Source organism: Streptomyces sp. NPDC044061 (genome assembly GCF_056434305.1).
The window spans coordinates 130,457-150,538 of the sequence record NZ_JBWKFL010000006.1; the positions used below are offsets into that span (position 1 = coordinate 130,457).

Below are 20,082 nucleotides of genomic sequence, written 5' to 3' on the forward strand. Positions count from 1 at the left end.
GCCGGGTAGGAAGGCTACGTAGGACGGGGCTCTCTCCCCTGGGCGCCCCCCTCTTCGGGGCCCTTTTTCCTCTCTTCTCCCCCCGGGGTGGTCGTGGGCCCCCCCCCGGGGGGGGGCCCCCCCCCCAGCCGCGCACCGGGGCCCGCGCCCGCCGGTCAGCCCTTGGTGGTGCACTTCGGCAGAGCGGCGGTGTCTCCGCTGCGGATGTCCTTCAGCGAGTCGAGGGCGTCTGCGATGGTCTTGACCTTGACCAGGGTGAGCCCGCCCGGGGTGTCCTTGGCCGCGGCCGCGCAGTTGTCGGCCGGCGTCAGGAAGTACTGGGCGCCCTTGTTGCGCGCCCCGACGGTCTTCATCTCGATGCCACCGATCGGCCCGACCGTGCCGTTGTCGTCGATGGTCCCGGTGCCGGCCACGAACTTGCCGCCGGTGAGGCTGCCGGGGGTGAGCTTGTCGTAGATGCCGAGCGCGAACATCAGTCCGGCGCTGGGGCCGCCGACGTCGGCGAGCTTGATGTCGATGCTGAAGGGGAAGGTGTGGTCGGTTCCGGCGGAGATCCCGACGATGGCCCGCTTGGCGCCGCTGTCGTGGGAGGTCGTCGTGGTGATGGTGACGTTCTGGGTCTTCGTCGCCGTCGCGTGCTGCTTCTCGGCGGCGGCCTGCTCCTTGGTGGGGACGACGGTGAAGACGACGTTCTGCCCGGCCTTGTGCTTGGTGACGAGCTTGGCGACGTCGGACGGCTGCTTGACCGCCGTCCCGTCCACGGCCTTGATCACGTCACCGGCGTGCAGCCTGCCCTGGGCCGGGGAGTCCTTGACGACGGTGGAGACGATCACCCAGGACTTCACCGGGACGCCCAGTTCCTTGAGCGCGGCGACCTTGGCGCTCTCCTGGGACTGGCTGAACTCCTCGGCGTTCTCCTGGGTGGACTGCTCCTCGGTCTTGCCGTCCGGGTAGAGGGTGTCGTGGGGCACGATCTTGCTGTCGTGCGCCAGCCAGCCGTAGACGGCCTCCACCAGGTTCATCCGGAAGTCGGCGCTGGTGACCCGGACGGTGGTCATGTTCAGGTTTCCGTCCGCCGCGTAGGTCTTGTGCCCCGCGATCTGCAGCACCGGTTCGCCCTCGTGCTGCCCGAGCGTGTTCACGGTCGGCCCGGGGGACATCTCCGCGTACGGCACGGGGATGAGCACTCCCGCGCACAGGAGCGCGATCAGCATCAGGGTGGAGGCGAGCATCGTCGCGGTGCGGCGTGGCATGCCACGACAGTACGGGACGCCTCTGTCAGCGCACCGTCAGGGCACCTCTGTCAGGCACCGCGCGGGCCCGTGTGGGACCTCTCCATGGCCTCGCGGAACCGGGCGTACCCGTCCAGTTCGGGCCCGTCGCCGCGGGCCTTGCGTGTCCGGTTGGCCCAGCTGCCCCACAGACCGGCACCGACCGCGGCCACGAACGGAATCAGCAACCAGGCAAGAGCCGCCATGCCGACCTCCCTACCCCATGAGCGTCCGCAAGTGAGTGATCAACAGATTAACCATCTGCACTGACAACGCTCACGGGAGGGGGGCGGTTACGCAACCGGAGGTGGCTGTGGGCCGAACGTGAACAGGGGTGCGAACGAGGTCAGCAGGCGCCGACCCACTCCTCGGTCCCGTCCGAGAACTTCTGGTGCTTCCAGATGGGCACCTCGTGCTTGAGGTCGTCGATCAGCTTGCGACAGGCCTCGAAGGCCTCGCCCCGGTGCGGGCAGGACACGCCGACGACGACGGCGAGATCCCCGACCGCGAGGTCTCCCACCCGGTGGACCGCGGCCAGCGCCCGCACCGGATACTCGGCGACGACCTTCTCGGCGATCCGCCGCATCTCGGCCTCGGCGCTGGGGTGGCAGGAGTACCCGAGCGTGTCGACGTCGGCTCCCCCGTCGTGGTTGCGCACGGTGCCCACGAACAGCGCGATACCGCCGGCGGCGTCGTCCCCGACGGCCCGGAACACCTCGTCCACGGACAGCGCGGTCTCCCGGATGCCGATCAGCTTGATGGGATCCTGAGCCGCCTGCTCACCGGGGTGATCGTTCGTAGCTGCCATACCGTCCATCGTGCCGCATGCCCCCGACCCCCCGGAATACAACTTTCACCATGCACGCGCGCGTGAGCGTTTGGAGCCTCCTACAGGGAGCCGCTTCGCGGGACGGCGAGCGGGGGGGACCTGGGGCCGGTGCCAGGTCACTTCCCAGCCCACCGAGCCGGGCCAGGGTCACTTCTCGGCCCAACGAGTCGGGTGGTGAGTGGCACAGGCGGGGTCCAGGGGGCGGGAGCCCCTGGTGGGGTTCGAGGGGCGGAGCCCCTTGCCTCAACGCCGCCGAGCCTTCCGAGCCCGCCGAACCACAGCGGCGGCGCCCAGCAGAGCCACCGTCGCCCCAGCCGCACCCGCGGCCGTCGCGTCCTTCCGCCCCAGCCGACGCCCGGCGACCGTATGCCGCCCGGAAACCTCCTCCAGCAGCTCCGCGAGCACCTCCTCGTTGGTCCACCGCGGCCGCCACCCGGCATCGTGCAGCCGGCTCCCGCTCACCACCCAGGGGTACATCGTGTACGCCAGATCCCCCGCCGGAGACGGCGTGAGCCCGATCCGGTGCAGCCGGGCGGCAGCGCCGAGCGCGACCGCCGACGGCAGCTCCATCCGCCGGATCCCGCTCAGCTCCTCGACCTCCTCCTGCTCCAGCCAGCCGTCACAGCCGACGGACAGTTCCCCGTCGACCTTCTCGAGAACGGCGTACTCCAGGGCGCTGCACAGGTCCTCGACGTGACAGAACTGCCATGCGGGCCGCGACCCGGCGACGACGAGCAGTCGAGGCGACTCGAAGTACCGGGTCAGCGCGGTGTCCGTGCCCCCGACCAACACGGCGGGCCGCACCACGGTGACGTTCAGCCCCGGATGCGCCCGCGGAGCGCGCCGCCCGAGCCGCTCGATCTCCAGCAGGTCCCCCACCCCGGTGGCCTCGGCCGTGGCCCGCAGCTCCGCGTCCTCCGACAGCGGCAGCTCGTTGTCCGGCAGCGCCCCGTAGACCATCGCGGACGTGCACAGCACCACTCGGTGCACCCCGGCGGCCGCGGCGGCGGTCAGCACGGTCTGCGTCCCCCGGACGTTGTAAGCGGTACGCGCGGCCGTGTCGCTGCCGAGGTCCAGGTCGAGCGCCAGATGCACCACCACGTCCGCGCCCCGCAGCTTGTCCGCGATCGCGGGGTCGCGCACGTCGAGGATGTGCCACTGCGCGGACGCGCACTCCCCGCGCCGCTCGTCGATGGCGATGACCTGCTTGATCTCCTCGGAGGCGGCGAGCCGCTCGGTGAGCAGGGCGCCCACCCCGTGGGCGGCGCCGGTGACCGCGACGACGGGCCCGCGCACGGCGGGAGGGGTTGACGGGTTTCGCGCTGCGCGAACCTGCGGATCTGGGGAACTCACCGGGCGTCTCCAGCGGTTGTCTTCAGTACGAGCGCGAGTGACGCGTACGTACCAGGTGCATCCATCCTGCCGCAGGCCTTCCGAGGACGAAGCACCGAGGCCCGATCGGGTCCGGGTGTCTACGCTGGGTGGTGTTGTCGGGCAGCCGCGCCGCCGGAGAGAGACCGGTGGCCTTACCAGCCGAGGAACCCCGTGAGTGACACCCCATTCGGATTCGGCCTTCCGCCGGAGGAGCCGGAGGACGGCGACGAGGGCAAGAAGAAGGACCAGCAGAGCGGTGGTGGGCAGGGACCGGCCAACCCGTTCGGTTTCGGGATGCCCGGAGCCGGAGGCTTTGGCGGCCCCGGCGCCGACAATCCGCTCGCAGCGATGTTCGGCTCCCTGAACCCCACCGACCTGGGCGCCGCGTTCCAGCAGCTGGGCCAGATGCTCTCCTACGAGGGCGGTCCGGTGAACTGGGACATGGCCAAGCAGATCGCCCGCCAGACGGTCTCCCAGGGCACCCCGGACGGCGTGAAGGACGCGAGTGTCGGCCCCGCGGAGCGCTCCGCGGTCCAGGAGGCCGTTCGCCTGGCCGACCTGTGGCTGGACGACGCGACGTCCCTGCCGTCGGGTGCCGCGTCGGCGGTCGCCTGGTCCCGCGCGGAGTGGGTCGAGGCGACCCTGCCCGCCTGGCAGGAGCTGGTCGACCCGGTCGCCGAGCGGGTCGGCGCGGCCATGGGCGACGTCCTGCCGGAGGAGATGCAGGCCATGGCGGGCCCGCTGATCGGCATGATGCGCTCGATGGGCGGTGCCATGTTCGGCACGCAGATCGGGCAGGCCGTGGGCGTGCTCGCGGGCGAGGTCGTCGGCTCGACCGACATCGGCCTGCCGCTGAGCCCGGCCGGCAAGGCCGCGCTGCTCCCGGCCAACGTGGAGGCCTTCGGCAAGGACCTCGGCGTGCCGCAGGAGGAGGTGCGGCTCTACCTGGCCCTGCGTGAGGCCGCCCACCAGCGTCTCTTCGCGCACGTGCCGTGGCTGCGCTCGCACCTGTTCGGCGCGGTCGACGGGTACGCGCGCGGGATCAAGGTCGACACGGCCAAGCTGGAGGACGTGGTCGGCCAGTTCGACCCGCAGAACCCCGAGCAGCTGCAGGACGCCCTTCAGCAGGGCATGTTCCAGCCCGAGGACACGCCCGAGCAGAAGGCGGCCCTGGCGCGTCTGGAGACCGCTCTGGCGCTCGTCGAGGGCTGGGTGGACGCGGTGGTCCACGCGGCCGCGAAGCCGCGTCTGTCGTCGGCCGACGCGCTGCGCGAGACCCTGCGCCGCCGCCGCGCCACGGGCGGCCCGGCGGAGCAGACGTTCGCCACGCTGATCGGCCTGGAGCTGCGCCCGCGCAGGCTGCGCGACGCCTCCCGTCTGTGGGCCTCGCTCACGGACGCGCGCGGTGTCGACGGCCGGGACGCCCTGTGGCACCACCCGGACATGCTGCCGACGGCCGGCGACCTGGACGACCCGGACGGTTTCGTGCACCGCGAGCAGCTGGACTTCTCCGAGCTGGACAAGATGCTCGGCGAGGCGGCGGGCGGCTCCGCGGACAGGCCCGACCTGCGCAAGAAGGACGACGAGACCGAGGGCGACGACACCGAGTGAGCCTGCGTGACGACACGGTCCTCGTACTCAAGGGGTACGAGGGCCGGGAAGAGCTGCGCCAGGTCTACCTGGACCACCTGACGGCCCACCCGGACGGCATGTGGAAGGCCTGCAAGGACGGGCACATCACGGCCAGCGCTCTGGTGATCGACCCGGAGCGGGGCCGGGTGCTGCTCACGCTGCACCGGAAGCTGCGGATGTGGCTGCAGATGGGCGGCCACTGCGAGCTGACCGACACCACACTCGCCGGAGCGGCCCTGCGGGAGGCCACGGAGGAGTCGGGCATCTCCTCCCTGCGCCTGCTGGACGGCGGCCCGGTGCGCCTGGACCGTCACCACACGCCCTGCGCCTGGCACCTGGACGTTCAGTACGCCGCCATCGCGTCGGCCGGCGCCGTGGAGGCGATCAGCGACGAATCCCTCGACCTGCGGTGGTTCGCCTACGACGAGGTGGCCGGTGTGGCCGACGAGTCCGTCGTACGCCTCGTGGAGGCGACCCGCGCCAGGCTCTGAACGCAGAAGGGGTGACCGCCGGCGCGGTCACCCCTTCTGCGTTCACCTGCGCTCAGCTCCAGACGTTCCCCTGGTTCTGGCCGCGCGCCCCCTGCTGCCCCATGCCGAACTGCGCGGCGAGGCCCTGCCCGATCGCGGCGTTCTGCGGCGGCAGCAGCTCGCTGGGCTGCACCAGCGCGAACCCGGAGCCCATGAAGCTCAGCTCCCAGCCCTCACCCGTGTTGCCGCGCCGCCGCCACACGCCCGAGGAGTGCGTCTGGGCCTGCATCTGCACGCGCAGCCCCGTGGACCAGGCGACGATCGCGTCGGCGTCGCAGTTGACGTACTTGTCGGGCGTGACCTGCATCAGCAGCGGCGCACCCGAGGTCATCAGGGCCACCTTGCCGCGTCCGGTGATGTTGAGCTGGTACTTCCCGGACCCTGAGATGCCGTAGAGGCTGTCGACCGCGATGACCTCGTGGTGCAGCGACGAGTCCATGGCGAGGACGTAGCTGCTGTCCACCGTCAGCCCGTCCTGCTCGACGTCCATGACGTGCACGCGCTGGGCGAGGTTGGCGAGGTAGACCGTGCCCTGCCCGTGGCAGCGCATCAGGTCCAGCCCCTCACCTGTGTACGCACGCGCGCGTGCCTGGCTGTTGCTGCGGTACTCGGCGTCGAACTCGACGAGTCCCTGGTAGGCGACCATGGTGCCCTTGCGGGCGAGGATGTCGTCGTGACCCTCCAGGGCGACGCGGAGCATCTGCTTGTTCTGCAGGCTCCAACGCTCCTGTGTCTGCGAGTCGTTGTGGGCGAAAAGCGGGCTCTGCATGATGTTCTGACTCCCCCTCAGCCCCGGAACCGAAGGCGGTCGGTGCTGTCCTCGCTGGGCTGGACGACGACGATGCCCTGACCGGAGAAGGCCATCTGGTAGGCCTCACCGCTGCCCCGGCCGATCAGCGACTGCGCCTTGAAGCTGCGCTTGCCCTTCACCTTCAGGTTCGGCGACCAGGCGACGAGCGCGTCGGGGTCGACGTAGGTCTCGTCCTCGCCACCGCCGCAGTCGACGACGATCGGCTTGCCACGGGAGGTCAGCGCCACCCAGCCCTGCCCGGAGATCTTCGTGTTCCACAGGCCCTGCCCGGCGAACTTGGCGAGCCCCTTGACGCGTTCCACGCCCCAGGTGAGGTGGGCGTCGAAGGCGAGCAGGTTGGTGGCGTTGACGGAGATGCCGTCGCCGTTGAGGTTGATCACGACGACGTCGGCGCCGTAGTCGGCGAGGTAGAGCAGTCCGTCGCCGGAGCACTTCATCAGCGGGGCGCCCTCGCCGGTGATCCAGTCCCGGGCGATCTGGCGGACGGCCGGCGGGTTGGGCTCGTACTGGACGAAGCCTTCGTAGGCGACCATCGACCCCACGCGCGCGAGGAGGTCGTTTCCTGTCTGCATGGCGACCTTCAGCATGTGGTTGCCGTGGTTCTCCATGCGGGCCGTGACGGGTGCGGGGGCAAAGCCCGCGAGCGGCTGGTTCATGACGGGCTCCCCTTAGACCTCGTAGGGCTGGACGACGATGAAGTTGCCGGGCGCGCCCCGGAACTGGAGGTTCACGCTCTCCCCGGTGTCGCCCGGGTAGGCGTTGCGGCGCATCCGGACCTGGCTGGAGACGATCACCTGGGAGGCGGCCGACCAGGCGACCACCGCGTTGCAGTCGGCGAAGGTCGTGGGCGTCACGGGCAGCACGACGGGCGTGCCGTGCGTCTTGACGACGATCGTTCCGGTGCCCTGGAACTGCATCGTGAACAGCGCGCCACCGGGGATGCCGTGTCCCTCGATGCGGCGGACCTCGTACTGCAGGCTCTCGTCGAAGGCGAGGACGTTCTCGGCGGAGACGCAGATCGCGTCGCCCTGCAGCTCGACGGGGTGCAGATGGGTGGAGTTCTCGGCGAGGAACACCTGGCCCTGGCCGGTGCAGCGCATCAGCTGCATCTCCTGGCCGGTCGCGCTGCCCACGAGCCGCCCGGCGAACCCGGCGCCCTTGTAGCTGAAGTCGACCTTGCCCTGGTAGAGCACCATGCTGCCCTGCCGGGCCAGCACGGGCTGCCCGCCGATGCCGAGGTCGACGCGGATCAGCTTGCTGTTCTGCGAAGTCCAGCGCTGCCCGGTCGGCGTCTCCTTGAACTTCTGGAGCGCCGCCGACACCCCGGCACCGCCCTGGGGTGCGCCCTGCGGCACTCCGTAGGGAGTGGTCTGCTGGCCGGGGACCTGGCCGTAGGGGGGCTGCTGGCCGTAGCCCGGGGGCATGGGGGCGCCGGGCTGGCCGCCGTAGGAGGGCGGCTGCTGGCCGTAGCCGGGAGGCATCGGCGCGCTCGGCTGGCCACCGTACGACGGCTGCGGCGGCTGCCCGTAGGGCGCGGGCGCCGGTGCCGGGGGCGGGACCGTGCCGCCGGTCAGCGGGGCGATGACCGTGGGCGCGCCGTGCACGTTCGGGGCGGGCGCCGGGGCCGGGGGCGGGGGCGGCGTGGCGCCGGGCGGGGCGAAGCCCTGCGGAGCGGGCGCCGGGGCCGGCGCGGGAGCGGGCGCGGGCGCGGCGGGGACGCCGAACGCGGGCGGCGCACTGGACTGCGCGGGCGCGGCGAAGCCGGGCGCGGCGCCGGGCTGCGGCTGCTGCGGGGCGGCGGGCGCCTCCTCCTCCAGCACCTCGCCGCCGAAGTTCTTCAGCAGCGCCTCCAGACCGCCGTCGAAGCCCTGTCCGACCGCGGCGAACCGCCACACGTCCTTGAAGTAGAAGTCACCGAGCATCACGGCCCGCTCGGTGGAGAACTCCGAGCCGTCGAAGGAGTACCGCGCGACCTCCTCACCGCCGGCCACGATGCGCAGATATCCGGGGTTGATCTGCGACATCTGCCCGGCGCCGTCGAGGGTCGCCGTGAAGGACAACTTGCGGATGTGGGAGGGAACCCGGTCCAGCGTCACCCGGAACGACTCGGTGTCGCCCGACTGGTTCCCCAGCAGCTGGATGGACTCCTCCGGGGACTTCGGCTGGTTGAAGAAGACGAAGTACCGGTCGTCCGAGAGGCGCTCGTCGGCGTCCAGACCGAAGCAGCTGATGTCGAAGGTCAGTCCGGGGGCGGAGATCTGCACGCCTACGTACAGATCCGTGCCCGCCGTAAGGTCACTGATCCTGGCCTTGTGGCCGCGTTGGAATTCCCTGGCCATGCGTTACGACCGTCCCCCATCCCGAATGTGAGTGCGTCGCGCCAGGCTAACGGCAAACCCCGACAACGGACGCAGCCGGTACAGACCCGGTACACAACCGCGTCCGGGGACGGATCTACGGAGCCCTGCTCACTCTCCGCGGACACCGGGCAGATGCGGCAGCCGCTCGGCGGCCACCACGCCCTCGAGGTAGCCGCGGGCCCGCTCGGTGCGCGGGTAGGACTCCAGCAGCCGCCAGAAGTCCGGCCCGTGACCGGGCACCAGCAGATGGGCCAGCTCGTGGCACAGGACGTAGTCGACCACGTACTCCGGCATCCCCTGCAGCCGGTGCGAGAGGCGGATGCTGCCCTCGGCCGGAGTGCACGAACCCCAGCGGGTGTTCTGGTTGGTGACCCAGCGCACCGACGCGGGCCGGGCCCGGCCGCCGAAGTACTGGGCCGACAGCCGCTCGGCACGCTCCGTCAGCTCGGCGTCGCCCAGCACCCGTTTGCTCTCCTGGGCGGCGAGTTTGTCGAGCATGACGGTCACCCAGCGCTGTTCCTCCGCCTCGGACATCCGGGCGGGGATCAGCACGACGGTGCGATCGCCCTCGCGGTACGCGGAGACGGTACGGCGGCGCCGAGTACTCCTGCGGACCTCGATCGCGCTCGCCCCCGAGCCGCTCGGCGGCTGGCTCGTCGTGCTGCGCTGTGACTTTCCGGCGCGGTGCAGGGGGTCGGCGGGCACGCCCCGACGTTACCCGCTGAACAGGGCCGAAGTCCCGGCTCCGGAACGGTTGGATCCCGATGCCCCACCATGCGTTTGATTTGTACGACCGATATGCCCGACTGGCCCGACCGGTTCATATGACGATCACCCCCCGCCTGTGGACAACTCCCGCCGGCCCCCACCTCGACCCGGCATCCTGGCAGGCGTCGACGGAGCACGACCGACTCCGCCGACATCACCCATGCAGTCACTCAACAGACTTTCCAGGGCAATTCAAGACACACGGGGGCCCGACATGCATCCGATGGTGAAGCCCGCGCTGCGGCGCGGCTGGCGCGACCTCAACACCGTGCAGTTCGGCATGACACCCGCGCACGCGATGACACTGGGCCCCATGGACACGGCCACGGGCAGCTTCCTGGACCTCCTCAACGGCACCCGAGGACTGCCACTGCTGCGCGAGGAGGGCCGGCGCATGGACCTGCCCGACGACCACGTCGACGCCCTGGTGGAGCGACTGGCCCACGCCGGCCTGCTCGACGACACACGCGGCGGCGGACCAGCCGCGGACGCACTGCGCGAAAGAACGGACGTCCTGGAGCGACTGCGCCCCGACCTCGCCTCACTGTCCCTGACGGCTTCCGGGCCCGGCGACGCCCTCGCCCGGCTCGCGGCCCGCCGCTCCCTGCGCGTCCAGGTACGAGGCGCGGGACGGGTCGGGGCCGTCCTGGCCTCGGTGCTCTCCGGCGCGGGCGTCGGCGAGGTCGACGTGCGCGACGTGGGACGCGTCGAGCCGTGGGACGTGGCCCCGGGCGGGCTGCCCGCCGAGTCGCTCCACGAGCGCCGCGACGAGGCGGCACGAGCAGCCGTCCGCCGTGCGTCCCCCGACCGCCCACGGCGCCGCGCCCGCACCACGAACAACTCCAGCACCAATGACCCCAGCCGCACCACAGGCCCGGCCCCGGAAGAGCCCGGACTCTCCCTGGTGATCCTCACCCCCCGTGACGACGTCGCCGTGCACACACCGGACCCCTTCGCCGCCGAACCACTCATGGCCTCGGGAACCCCCCACCTGTACGCGGGCGTCGTCGAGGGAACCGGCGTCGTCGGGCCCCTCGTCCTGCCCGGCGAGACCAGCTGCGCCGGCTGCCTGCACCAGCAGCGAACGGACCGGGACCCCGCCTGGCCCCGCCTGGTCGCCCAGTGGCGCTCCGGCAGGGCCCGCCGCGTCGGGGCCTGCGACCTCGCGCTCGCCACGACGGTCGCGGGACTGGCCGCCGCGCACGCCCTGGCCTTCCTCGACGGCGAGTCGCCGTCCAGTGCCGACGCCCGCTGGGAGGCGTCCCTACCCGGTCTGAACTGGCATTCCCGACCCGTATGGCCACACCTGGCATGCTCCTGCGGGGCCGCGGAGAGAGGTAATGGGGAGCACTCCTCAACCAACGGGGAGCCGCGCGAGACAATGGCGGTGCAACGGCCGCGAACCGAGCGACGACGCGAGACAGGCGCGACGCGGCCGACTGGGACTTGGAGGGCGCATGTCTGATCTTCCCCGGAAGGCGGTCACCCGTACCGCCAAGCTCGCCGCGCTCCCGCTCGGCTTCGCCGGCCGGGCGACCTGGGGGCTGGGCAAGCGGATCGTGGGCGAGTCCGCGGAGATCGTCGGCCGGGAACTGCAGCAGCGGACGGCGGAACAGCTCTTCAAGGTCCTCGGCGAGCTGAAGGGCGGGGCCATGAAGTTCGGGCAGGCCCTGTCCGTCTTCGAGTCCGCCCTGCCCGAGGAGGTCGCCGGCCCCTATCGCGCGGCGCTGACCAAGCTCCAGGACGCGGCGCCGCCGATGCCGACCCGCACCGTGCACGCGGTGCTCGAGGAGCGGCTGGGAGAAGGCTGGCGGGATCTGTTCCTGGAGTTCGAGGACAAGCCGGCGGCCGCTGCCTCCATCGGCCAGGTACACCGCGCGGTGTGGCACGACGGCCGCGAGGTCGCGGTCAAGGTCCAGTACCCGGGCGCGGGCGAGGCCCTGCTGTCCGACCTGAACCAACTCAGCCGCTTCGCCCGGCTGTTGGGGCCGCTCATTCCCGGCATGGACATCAAGCCGCTGATCGCGGAGATGCGGGACCGCGTCTCCGAGGAGCTGGACTACGCGCTGGAGGCCCAAGCCCAGGCCGCACACGCGGAGGAGTTCGAGGACGACCCGGACGTGGTGGTCCCGGCGGTGGTGCACCAGTGCGATCAGGTCCTGGTCACGGACTGGATCGACGGGATCCCGCTGTCCGAGATCATCACCGACGGCACCCAGGAGCAGCGCGACCGCGCCGGACAGCTCCTGGCCCGCTTCCTCTTCTCCGGACCGGCCCGCACCGGCCTGCTGCACGCCGATCCGCATCCGGGCAACTTCCGTCTCCTGCCCGGCGGCCCGGAGGGCGACGACGACTGGCGGCTGGGCGTCCTGGACTTCGGCACGGTCGACCGGCTCCCGGGCGGCCTGCCGACACCGATCGGCGTCTCGCTGCGGATGACCCTGGACGGCGCGGCGGAGACGGTCTACGAGCTGCTGTGCGCGGAGGGTTTCGTCAAGGAGTCCATAGAGCTGGACCCCGACGCCGTCCTCGACTACCTGCTGCCGATCATCGAGCCGGCCCGGGTCGAGGCGTTCACCTTCACCCGCTCCTGGATGCGCAGCCAGGCCGCCCGCATCGCCGACCCGCGCTCCCCCGCGTACCAGCTGGGCAAGCAGCTCAACCTGCCGCCGGCCTATCTGCTGATACACCGGGTGACACTCAGCACGATCGGCGTGCTGTGCCAGCTGGGTGCCACGGTGCGGCTGCGCGAGGAGCTGGAGGAATGGCTGCCCGGATTCGTGGCCGAGTGCGAGCTGGGTCTCGTGCCGGACGACGAGCCGAGCCTCGTTTCCGAGAACGGGCTGCCCGACGACGAGGTGAGCGACGACGAGCTGACCGAGGAGGAACCGGCGGCGGAGGCGTGATCCGGGCTGCCGTGAAGTGGTGAGGGGCGGGGGCGGGGCGGGGTGGGAGGGGGGAGGGGAGGGCCCCCGAGAAGGCTTTCTCACCACCAGGCCGAGTCCAGCCGCCCCTCGATGGCCCTCAGGTTCTCCCGGGAGCAGACGTCGCAGAAGTACTGGCGGACGCCGTTCTCCACGGAGCAGGTCCAGGTGACCGGCTGGGAGCCGCCTGCAAAGGTGCCGCAGCGGGCGCACACGAGGGGGCGGGGCTCCCTGGTGGAGCCGCCCTGATCACTTCCTCGGGGAAGACTCGTCACCCGCCGACGATAACTCTCGGGCCGGTGGATGGCCGTGCACAACGCACCGCGGGGACCGGTCCGTTCGGTAGGACCGGCCCCCGCGGGGAGTCTTCGCCTCCCTCGTCCGGGAGGCCACCGCTTCTCAGGTGTGATCGTTACTGCATGACGGCCATCGCGAGCGCGCGACGGGCGCGGAGCGAGGCGCGCTCCGCCCGACGCTGCATCCGCCGGGCGGTCGCCAGGCGCATGGCCCGGCGTTCCTGCTCGGCCTCATGCAGGCGCTCGTGCATATGCGCACGGGCCAGGGCTTCTGGGATGAGTTGCATCTCTCGGGTCCTGTTCTGACGCGAGCCGGTCGCGCCACTGGTGGTGAAGTCTGGGGTCGCGGAGCCTGTGGGCTCGTTGGTGGACGGCTTCATCGGGGCCTGCTTCTTGGGGTCGTGCGTGAGGGGGCGGTCGATCGTTCCTGCGGTGTTCATGCCGTGACCGGGTTCTTGCGCGGACGGCCGCGGGGCCGCTTCCGGGCGACGACGACACCCTGGACGAACAGCTCGCCACCCCAGACGCCCCAGGGCTCACGCCGCTCCTTGGCGCCGGCGAGGCAGGCCTCCATCAGCGGGCAGGTGCGGCAGAGGGACTTGGCGTACTCGACGTCGGCCGGCGACTCGGCGAAGAAGACCTCCGGGTCGTAGGAGCGGCAGGGGACGGGTACGCCGAGGTTCTCGATGGCGTCGTCGAGCGCGGTGAGCGCGGTGAGGGGGATCAAGGTGGAGTCCTCCGTGAGGCCGGGCGGGGGGATCGTTTGTGAAGGCGGTACGGACGGGGCGTGCGCTTCGAGTTGCACGGGGTGTCTTCCTCGTCTGGTCGGTCCGGCCGGTTGACCGGTGTCGGCTTGGTACCGGGTTCTTTTCTTGTCCCGAGGCCCCTTCGCCCTGTCGCCCCGTTCGGGGCAAACAGAAGGGCCGCGGATCCCGGATGGGGTTCCGCGGCCCTGAAGGCGCCGGCCTGATCGGCGATCAGGCTGGATCACTCCAGGGTTCTGGCCCACGGAAGGCCCACATCAGGTGGTGCTGCTTCGTCTGCTTCCGGAATCCGGCACCGGCCGCCGCAAAGGCATAGGCATGTGCCTTTGCCTCTACCGCTTCCAGTGCCTTCGTCGGTCGCTCATTGCGCTCACGGACGGGAAGGCCCGCGAGGGACAGGGCGGAGGCCGGACGGTCGGCACGAATGCCGGACAGACCGGTGCCCTGGGTGGAGGCGCCGAGCATGCACGTGGAGACGGTCGAGCGATCGGTCAGTTTGGCCGTGCTGATGGTGCTGGTGTTGATGCTGATCACTGGACTCGCCTCCTCTCGGCGTCTTGGGGACTGGGGTGAGCCAGTCCGTTCGGATATGCAAGTACAACACGGAATCGGCGCCTTCGAGAAGGCCGCTGTTTCCGTGCCTAGAACCTATGGGGATTGCCGGGGCATGCGCAAACTATTTTTTCGACGAGTTCGTATCAGTCGTCCTCGCCGTCCAGTCCGGCTTCTTGGCCTGCGCAGATGGCCAGAACGTCGGCTCCGTAGCGTTGCAGCTTGCGGCTGAGGACACCAGGGATGCGGGACAGCTCGGCCGGGGTGTCGGGCTGGGCTTCGGCGATGGCCATCAGGGTCCGGTCGGTGAAGACGCAGAAGTCCGGTTGTCCGCTGCGTTCGGCCTGGACGGCGCGCCATGCACGCAGCCGCTCGTAGAGGCCTTCGTCCATGTCGGAGGGGCAGTCCTCACAGCGCATCAGTTTCATCTCGCCGGCGTCGGTGAGGGTGCGGCCGCAGACGCGGCAGCGGGCGGGGGTGCGCTGGATGCGGCGGGGGGCGGCGGGGGTGTCCGCGAGGGTGCCGCGCTCGATGCCTGCGGCGGTTGCGGGGCCCGCGCGGCCGACGGTGGCGGTCGAGCCGGGGCGCAGGCCGTCGAGGAAGTGGCTGGGCTTGCGGTTGGGGCGGCCGCCGGGTGCGCGGGACAGGGACCAGGAGAGGTGGAGCCGTTCTCTGGCGCGGGTCACGCCGACGTAGAGGAGGCGGCGTTCTTCTTCGATCTGTTCGTCGGTCTTGGCGTAGGTGATGGGCACCATGCCCTCGGCGATGCCGACCAGGAAGACGACGTCCCATTCGAGGCCCTTGGCGGCGTGCAGGGAGGCGAGGGTGACGCCTTGGACGGTCGGGGCGTGCTGGGCATTGGCTCGTTCGTCGAGTTCTGCCACGAGGTCGCCGAGGGTGGCGCGGGGGTGCGCGGCGGCGAAGTCGTGGGCGAGGTTGACCAGGGCTGCCAGTGATTCCCAGCGTTCTCTGGCGGCGCCGGAGCCGGCGGGGGGTTCGCTGGTCCAGCCTTCTCCGGAGAGCACTGCGCGTACCTGTGAGGGGAGGTCGACGGCGTCGTCGAGGAGGGAGTCGTTGCCGCCGAAGCGGGCTGCGCCGCGCAGGGCGATGCCTGCCTTGCGGACTTCGGGGCGGTCGAAGAAGCGTTCGGCGCCGCGCAGCTGGTAGGGGACTCCGGCGTCGGCGAGGGCCTGTTCGTAGGTCTCGGACTGGGAGTTGGTGCGGAAGAGGATGGCGATCTCGGCGGCGGGGGTGCCGGCGTCGATCAGTTCGCGGATGCGGCGGGCGGCGCCTTCGGCCTCGGCGGGTTCGTCGGTGTATTCGGTGTGGTGGGGCTCGGGGCCCGAGGGGCGTTGGGAGACGAGTTCCAGCCGGTGGTCGGCGGCGCGGCCGCTGGCTTGGGCGAGCAGGCCGTTGGCGAGGTGGACGACCTGCGGGGTGGAGCGGTAGTCGCGGACGAGTTTGACGACGGTGGCTCCGGGGTGGCGGAGGCGGAAGTCGAGGAGGTGGTCGGGCGTTGCTCCGGTGAACGAGTAGATGGTCTGGCTGGCGTCGCCGACGACGCACAGGTTGTCGCGGTCGCCGAGCCACAGTTCGAGGAGCCGCTGCTGGAGGGGGCTGACGTCCTGGTACTCGTCGACGACGAAGTGCTGGTACTGGGTGCGGACCTGTTCGGCGATGTCGTGTCGGTCCTGGAGGACGGCGACGGTGAGCAGCAGGACGTCTTCGAAGTCGATGACGGCGCGGTCGCGCTTGAGGTCTTCGTAGGCGGCGTAGAGGTGGGCGATCTCGGCGGGGTTGCGTGGGGCCTCGCGGCCGGCCTTCGCAGCCGCGTACGGGTAGTCGGCGGGGACGGTCTGGGTGACCTTGGACCATTCGATTTCGGCGGTGGCGTCGCGCAGCTCGCTGCGGTCGAGGCGGAGGTTGCAGGTGGCGGCGGCGTCGGCGACGAGTTGGACCTTGCGGTCGATGAGCCGTGGCATGGAGCCGCCGACTGCTTTCGGCCAGAAGTACTGGAGCTGGCGGAGTGCGGCGGAATGGAAGGTGCGGGCTTGTACGCCGTGGGCGCCGAGCTGCCGCAGGCGGCCTCGCATCTCTCCTGCGGCGCGGTTGGTGAAGGTGACGGCGAGCACGCTGGAGGGCTGGAGGATTCCGGCGCGGACTCCGTAGGCGATGCGGTGGGTGATCGCCCGGGTCTTTCCGGTGCCGGCTCCGGCGAGTACGCACACCGGTCCGTGCAGGGCGGTGGCCACTTCGCGCTGCTCGGGGTCGAGCCCTTCGAGCACCGCGTCGGCCGAGCCGGGTACCTGCGGGAAGAGGGTGGAGTGCGTTGCTGCTGTCACACGGCCATGCTGCCAGGTCGTCCGGGGCTGCTGTGCCGGTTGTCCACAGGCGGGCCCTTGCGGTCGTACCAATGCGGCGGGTGTCACAGCGGGGGTCGGACACCCCGGGGCGGGAATGCGGGGCGGGCCTGCTTGTGTTGTGCTCCTGAACGACTTCCCCGAGCTGCCTGAGGAGCGCGAGAGACATGCAGGGCACTGTGACGATGTACAGCACGACTTGGTGTGGCTACTGCCGTCGGCTGAAGAGCCAGCTGGACCGTGAGGGCATTGCGTACACCGAGATCAACATCGAGCAGGACCCGGATTCCGCCGCTTTCGTGGAGAAGGCGAATGGCGGAAACCAGACGGTCCCGACTGTGCTCTTCGCCGACGGTTCCACGCTGACGAACCCGTCGCTGGCCCAGGTGAAGCAGAAGCTGGCCGCGTAGCGGGTCGGCCGGAGCTTGCGGGAAGGGCGGCTTCTGAGGCTGTGGGCCTCAGGGGCCGCTTTCCTGTGTCTTGTCCCACGCCAGCGTGTAGCGCCACAGGAGGCGGCGGCGGAAGCGGGATCCGGGCAGGTGGGTGCGGGCGGCGGCGCGGACCTGGCCCCAGTGCATGGCCGAGTCCTGGATCGGCATGCCGGCGGGGGTGCGCTTGCCGCCGTTCAGGAGCGCGTGCAGTCGGCTCGCGGGCAGGCCGCAGCCGCTGATCACCCAGTCCAGGAGGGTGTGGTTGTACGCCAGGCCGACGATCATGAGGCGGCCGCCCGGGGCGACCAGTCGGGTGAGGCGGTCCACGGCGTCCTCGAAGGGGCTGTGGTGGACGACGGCGACAGCGCTGACGAAGTCGTACGTTCCCGCGGTGAGCGAGGGCGTACGGAGGTAGTCGGCTTCGAGGTAGGTGACGTTTGCGGGGCGCTGCTCGCGGGCCAGCCGGATCATTTCCGGGGAGCGGTCGACGCCTGTCACCCGCTGTGCTCTGGTGGCGAGCTTGCGGGTGAGCAGGCCGTCGCCGCAGCCGACGTCCAGGGCTGTGCGGCAGCCGTGGGGTACGCCGGCGAGCACGGCCCGGTGGTAGTGGACGTTGTGGTTCCAGTAGGGGTCGGGGGTGGCCCGTGCCGGGTCGGGTGTCACCCGTGCCGTCTCAGACGAAGCTCCTCGTCGGCAGCGGCTTGCCGTACCACATCTCGATCAGGCGGGCGGCGATGGAGATGCCGTACGGGGGCAGGACCTCGCCGGATTCGAAGGCGGCGTGCAGTTCCTCGCGGGAGAACCAGCGGGCCTCGTGGATCTCGTCGCCGTCGACGTTGATCTCGGTGGTGGTGGCGCGGGCCATGAAGCCCAGCATGAGGCTGGACGGGAAGGGCCAGGGCTGGCTGGCCACGTACTCGACCGGTCCGACGGTGACGCCGACCTCCTCGAAGACTTCGCGGCGCACCGACTGCTCGATGGACTCTCCGGGTTCGACGAAGCCGGCGAGGGTGGAGAAGCGGCCTTCGGGCCAGTGGACCTGGCGGCCGAGCAGGATGCGGTCGTCCTCGTCGGTGACGGCCATGATCACGGCGGGGTCGGTGCGCGGGTAGTGTTCGGCGCCGCAGGCGGGGCAGCGGCGGATGTGGCCGGCGGCGGCGATGACGGTGCGCTCGCCGCAGCGGGAGCAGAAGCGGTGGGTGCGCTGCCAGTTCTCGAGGCCGACGGCGTGCACCATGAGGCCGGCGTCGCGCGGGGAGAGCAGCAGTCCGGCCTCGCGCAGGCCGGCGGGGCGTGCGGACTGGTCGATGCGGCCGGGCAGTGAGTCCTTCTGGAGCGCGAAGTAGCTGACGCCGTCCTCGTCGATGCCGAGGAAGTAGCGGTGGGCCTCGGTGAGCGGTGCCTCGAAGGAGGGGGTCATGACGAGTTCGGTGCGGCCGTCGGATGTCTCGTCGATGAGCACCTGACCGCCGGAGACCACGAAGCAGCGGGTCGTGGGGTGGCTCCACGCCGCCGCGAGCCAGGCCTCGTCGAGCCGGTGGTGGGCGGCGCGGTCGATGCCGCTCGGGGCGGTCAGCGAGATGGGTCGGTCGGCGGTGTGGTCGGTCCAGGTGGTCACGGGTGCTTCCAACTCCCCCAGTGGAACGGTTCGTTTGGGCGGGCGGTTCGGCGGGACGTGGGGCGGAGGGCAGCGGGCCGGTGTGGGCGGGGCGTGCGGGCGGTTCTTCCAGTGTGCCCGGCGCGCGGTGCCGTCCCGTACGGCGTCTGCGGGTCAGGGTGCGTGGTGCCAGTTCTCGGCGAGGTCGCCCCACAGGTAGGCGCTGGTTTCGACGCCTTTGAGGAGGAGGTCGAGTTCGACTTTCTCGTTGGGGGCGTGCCAGCCGTCGGAGGGGACGGAGATGCCGAGGAAGAGGACGGGGGCGCCGAGGACTTCCTGGAGGTCGGCGGCGGGGCCGGAGCCGCCCTCGCGGGTGAAGCGGATCGGGCTCTGGAAGGCGCGGCCCATGGCGCGGACCACGGACTGCAGTGCGGGGTGGTCGAGCGGGGTGAGGCATGGGCGGGTGGCGGAGCCGAAGCTGATCTCGTGCCTGATGCCGGCGGGCAGCTGTTCGGCGGCCCAGGCGCGGACGGCCTTCTCGATGTGGTCGGGGTCCTGGCCCGCGACGAGCCGGAAGGACAGCTTGACCGTGGCCGTGGAGGGGATGATCGTCTTGCTGCCGGGGCCCTGGTAGCCGCCGCCGATGCCGTTGACCTCGGCGGTCGGGCGGGCCCAGATGCGCTCCAGGGTGGTGTGCCCGGCCTCGCCGTGGGTGGCGTACGACTTGGCGGTGCGCAGCCACTGTTCTTCGTCGAAGGGCAGCTCGGCGAGCAGTGCGCGTTCGCGGTCGGTCAGTTCCACGATGCCGTCGTAGAAGCCGGGGACGGCCACGCGCGCGTGCTCGTCGTGCAGGGCGGCCACCAGGCGGGCGGCGGCGGTGGCCGGGTTGGGGACGGCGCCGCCGAAGGAACCGGAGTGGATGTCCTGGTCGGGGCCGTGGAGCCGGATCTCGCACTCGGCGAGGCCGCGCATGCCGGTGCAGACGGTCGGGGTGTTCTCGGACCACATGCCGGTGTCGGAGACGATGACGGCGTCGGCGGCGAGCCGGCCGGCGCGTTCTTCGACGAGGGCGCGGAAGTGCGGGGAGCCTGACTCCTCCTCGCCCTCGATCAGCAGCTTCAGGTTGACGGCGGGGGCGGTGCGGCCGGTGGCGGCGAGGTGGGCGCGGACGCCGAGTGTGTGGAAGAACACCTGGCCCTTGTCGTCGGCGGCCCCGCGTGCGTAGAGGCGGTTGTCGCGGACGACGGGCTCGAAGGGCTCGCTGTCCCAGCCGTCCTCGCGGGCGGCGGGCTGCACGTCGTGGTGGCCGTAGACGAGGACGGTGGGTGCCTCGGGGTCGCCCGAGGGCCATTCGGCGAAGACGGCGGGGGCGCCGGGGGTCGGCCAGACCTCGGCGGTGGGGAAGCCGGTCTCCTTGAGTGCGGCGGCGAGCCAGTCGGCGCTGTCGCGTACGTCGGGCGCGTGGTCGGGCTGGGCCGACACGGAGGGGATGCGCAGCCATGCGGCGAGGTCGTCGAGGAAGGCGGCGCGGTGCTGCTCGATGTACGTGCGGACGGCGCTGTCCGGGGTCTGGCTCATGCTCA

The 20,082-nt window shown here is 71.1% G+C and carries 21 protein-coding genes; 5 read left to right on the forward strand and 16 right to left on the reverse strand.

The window, feature by feature from the left end:
• Positions 1-155: 155 nt before the first annotated feature.
• The 4 genes from AC07CM_RS12030 to AC07CM_RS12045 all read right to left on the reverse strand — a co-directional run bounded on the left by AC07CM_RS12030 (position 156) and on the right by AC07CM_RS12045 (position 3,453).
• On the reverse strand, positions 156-1,253 hold the full coding sequence (locus tag AC07CM_RS12030; RefSeq protein ID WP_478876244.1) for a YlbL family protein: 1,098 nt from the start codon (positions 1,251-1,253) through the stop codon (positions 156-158).
• A 50-nt stretch (positions 1,254-1,303) separates the two neighbouring features.
• Complete coding sequence (locus tag AC07CM_RS12035) at positions 1,304-1,477, reverse strand: hypothetical protein (RefSeq protein ID WP_478876245.1); 174 nt, start codon at positions 1,475-1,477, stop codon at positions 1,304-1,306.
• A 140-nt stretch (positions 1,478-1,617) separates the two neighbouring features.
• Entirely contained in the window at positions 1,618-2,079 is a 462-nt protein-coding gene (locus AC07CM_RS12040; RefSeq protein WP_478876246.1) for a molybdenum cofactor biosynthesis protein MoaE, read from the reverse strand.
• A 264-nt stretch (positions 2,080-2,343) separates the two neighbouring features.
• Positions 2,344-3,453, reverse strand: coding sequence for an SDR family oxidoreductase (locus tag AC07CM_RS12045; RefSeq protein ID WP_478876247.1), 1,110 nt, complete (start codon positions 3,451-3,453; stop codon positions 2,344-2,346).
• Positions 3,454-3,645: 192 nt separating this feature from the next.
• Between AC07CM_RS12045 and AC07CM_RS12050 the strand changes: the two genes are divergently transcribed.
• Together AC07CM_RS12050 and AC07CM_RS12055 are read left to right on the forward strand one after the other, a co-directional pair.
• The gene (locus AC07CM_RS12050; protein WP_478876248.1) at positions 3,646-5,085 is read left to right on the forward strand and encodes a zinc-dependent metalloprotease; all 1,440 of its coding nucleotides are present in this window, start codon (positions 3,646-3,648) and stop codon (positions 5,083-5,085) included.
• On the forward strand, positions 5,082-5,597 hold the full coding sequence (locus AC07CM_RS12055; RefSeq protein ID WP_478876249.1) for an NUDIX hydrolase: 516 nt from the start codon (positions 5,082-5,084) through the stop codon (positions 5,595-5,597). Before AC07CM_RS12050 ends, AC07CM_RS12055 begins: the two co-directional genes overlap by 4 nt.
• 52 nt (positions 5,598-5,649) lie before the next feature.
• On the opposite strand, the gene AC07CM_RS12060 is transcribed toward AC07CM_RS12055, so the two are convergent.
• The 4 genes from AC07CM_RS12060 to AC07CM_RS12075 form a co-directional block, all read right to left on the reverse strand.
• On the reverse strand, positions 5,650-6,405 hold the full coding sequence (locus tag AC07CM_RS12060; RefSeq protein ID WP_478876250.1) for an AIM24 family protein: 756 nt from the start codon (positions 6,403-6,405) through the stop codon (positions 5,650-5,652).
• 17 nt (positions 6,406-6,422) lie between these two features.
• Positions 6,423-7,103: an AIM24 family protein gene (locus tag AC07CM_RS12065; protein ID WP_478876251.1), complete on the reverse strand. Its 681-nt coding sequence runs from the start codon at positions 7,101-7,103 to the stop codon at positions 6,423-6,425.
• A gap of 12 nt (positions 7,104-7,115) precedes the next feature.
• Complete coding sequence (locus AC07CM_RS12070) at positions 7,116-8,786, reverse strand: TerD family protein (protein WP_478876252.1); 1,671 nt, start codon at positions 8,784-8,786, stop codon at positions 7,116-7,118.
• A gap of 129 nt (positions 8,787-8,915) precedes the next feature.
• Entirely contained in the window at positions 8,916-9,512 is a 597-nt protein-coding gene (locus AC07CM_RS12075; RefSeq protein ID WP_478876253.1) for a M48 metallopeptidase family protein, read from the reverse strand.
• A gap of 277 nt (positions 9,513-9,789) precedes the next feature.
• On the opposite strand from AC07CM_RS12075, the gene AC07CM_RS12080 reads away from it, so the two are divergent.
• Both AC07CM_RS12080 and AC07CM_RS12085 read left to right on the forward strand, forming a co-directional pair.
• A complete protein-coding gene (locus AC07CM_RS12080) occupies positions 9,790-11,040 on the forward strand; it encodes a TOMM precursor leader peptide-binding protein (protein WP_478876254.1) in 1,251 nt (416 codons plus the stop codon).
• On the forward strand, positions 11,033-12,481 hold the full coding sequence (locus tag AC07CM_RS12085) for an ABC1 kinase family protein (protein ID WP_478876255.1): 1,449 nt from the start codon (positions 11,033-11,035) through the stop codon (positions 12,479-12,481). Before AC07CM_RS12080 ends, AC07CM_RS12085 begins: the two co-directional genes overlap by 8 nt.
• Positions 12,482-12,561: 80 nt before the next feature.
• On the opposite strand, the gene AC07CM_RS12090 is transcribed toward AC07CM_RS12085, so the two are convergent.
• The 5 genes from AC07CM_RS12090 to AC07CM_RS12110 all read right to left on the reverse strand — a co-directional run bounded on the left by AC07CM_RS12090 (position 12,562) and on the right by AC07CM_RS12110 (position 16,453).
• Entirely contained in the window at positions 12,562-12,774 is a 213-nt protein-coding gene (locus tag AC07CM_RS12090; protein WP_478876256.1) for a hypothetical protein, read from the reverse strand.
• Between the two features lie 137 nt (positions 12,775-12,911).
• The gene (locus AC07CM_RS12095) at positions 12,912-13,235 is read right to left on the reverse strand and encodes a hypothetical protein (RefSeq protein ID WP_478876257.1); all 324 of its coding nucleotides are present in this window, start codon (positions 13,233-13,235) and stop codon (positions 12,912-12,914) included.
• A complete protein-coding gene (locus AC07CM_RS12100; protein WP_037660091.1) occupies positions 13,232-13,600 on the reverse strand; it encodes a WhiB family transcriptional regulator in 369 nt (122 codons plus the stop codon). The genes AC07CM_RS12095 and AC07CM_RS12100 overlap by 4 nt, the downstream gene beginning before the upstream one ends.
• A gap of 172 nt (positions 13,601-13,772) precedes the next feature.
• Positions 13,773-14,093: a hypothetical protein gene (locus AC07CM_RS12105; protein ID WP_478876258.1), complete on the reverse strand. Its 321-nt coding sequence runs from the start codon at positions 14,091-14,093 to the stop codon at positions 13,773-13,775.
• 164 nt (positions 14,094-14,257) lie between these two features.
• A complete protein-coding gene (locus AC07CM_RS12110) occupies positions 14,258-16,453 on the reverse strand; it encodes an ATP-dependent DNA helicase UvrD2 (protein ID WP_478876259.1) in 2,196 nt (731 codons plus the stop codon).
• A gap of 185 nt (positions 16,454-16,638) precedes the next feature.
• Between AC07CM_RS12110 and AC07CM_RS12115 the strand changes: the two genes are divergently transcribed.
• Positions 16,639-16,881, forward strand: coding sequence for a mycoredoxin (locus tag AC07CM_RS12115; RefSeq protein ID WP_014674855.1), 243 nt, complete (start codon positions 16,639-16,641; stop codon positions 16,879-16,881).
• 48 nt (positions 16,882-16,929) lie between these two features.
• Here the strand turns inward: AC07CM_RS12115 and AC07CM_RS12120 are convergent, their stop codons facing one another.
• From AC07CM_RS12120 to AC07CM_RS12130, 3 genes are all read right to left on the reverse strand, one after another.
• Entirely contained in the window at positions 16,930-17,565 is a 636-nt protein-coding gene (locus AC07CM_RS12120) for a class I SAM-dependent methyltransferase (RefSeq protein WP_478876260.1), read from the reverse strand.
• Between the two features lie 10 nt (positions 17,566-17,575).
• On the reverse strand, positions 17,576-18,520 hold the full coding sequence (gene nudC / locus AC07CM_RS12125; RefSeq protein ID WP_478876261.1) for an NAD(+) diphosphatase: 945 nt from the start codon (positions 18,518-18,520) through the stop codon (positions 17,576-17,578).
• Between the two features lie 153 nt (positions 18,521-18,673).
• A complete protein-coding gene (locus AC07CM_RS12130) occupies positions 18,674-20,077 on the reverse strand; it encodes a dipeptidase (protein ID WP_478876262.1) in 1,404 nt (467 codons plus the stop codon).
• Between the last annotated feature and the right edge of the window lie 5 nt (positions 20,078-20,082).

Coding starts and splice junctions, on each gene's coding strand:
- AC07CM_RS12030 (WP_478876244.1), bottom strand. CDS start 1,253: ATGCCACGCCGCACCGCGACGATGCTCGCCTCCACCCTGATGCTGATC.
- AC07CM_RS12060 (WP_478876250.1), bottom strand. CDS start 6,405: ATGCAGAGCCCGCTTTTCGCCCACAACGACTCGCAGACACAGGAGCGT.
- AC07CM_RS12115 (WP_014674855.1), top strand. CDS start 16,639: ATGCAGGGCACTGTGACGATGTACAGCACGACTTGGTGTGGCTACTGC.
- AC07CM_RS12130 (WP_478876262.1), bottom strand. CDS start 20,077: ATGAGCCAGACCCCGGACAGCGCCGTCCGCACGTACATCGAGCAGCAC.
- AC07CM_RS12040 (WP_478876246.1), bottom strand. CDS start 2,079: ATGGCAGCTACGAACGATCACCCCGGTGAGCAGGCGGCTCAGGATCCC.
- AC07CM_RS12095 (WP_478876257.1), bottom strand. CDS start 13,235: ATGAACACCGCAGGAACGATCGACCGCCCCCTCACGCACGACCCCAAG.
- AC07CM_RS12065 (WP_478876251.1), bottom strand. CDS start 7,103: ATGAACCAGCCGCTCGCGGGCTTTGCCCCCGCACCCGTCACGGCCCGC.
- AC07CM_RS12070 (WP_478876252.1), bottom strand. CDS start 8,786: ATGGCCAGGGAATTCCAACGCGGCCACAAGGCCAGGATCAGTGACCTT.
- AC07CM_RS12080 (WP_478876254.1), top strand. CDS start 9,790: ATGCATCCGATGGTGAAGCCCGCGCTGCGGCGCGGCTGGCGCGACCTC.
- AC07CM_RS12035 (WP_478876245.1), bottom strand. CDS start 1,477: ATGGCGGCTCTTGCCTGGTTGCTGATTCCGTTCGTGGCCGCGGTCGGT.
- AC07CM_RS12085 (WP_478876255.1), top strand. CDS start 11,033: ATGTCTGATCTTCCCCGGAAGGCGGTCACCCGTACCGCCAAGCTCGCC.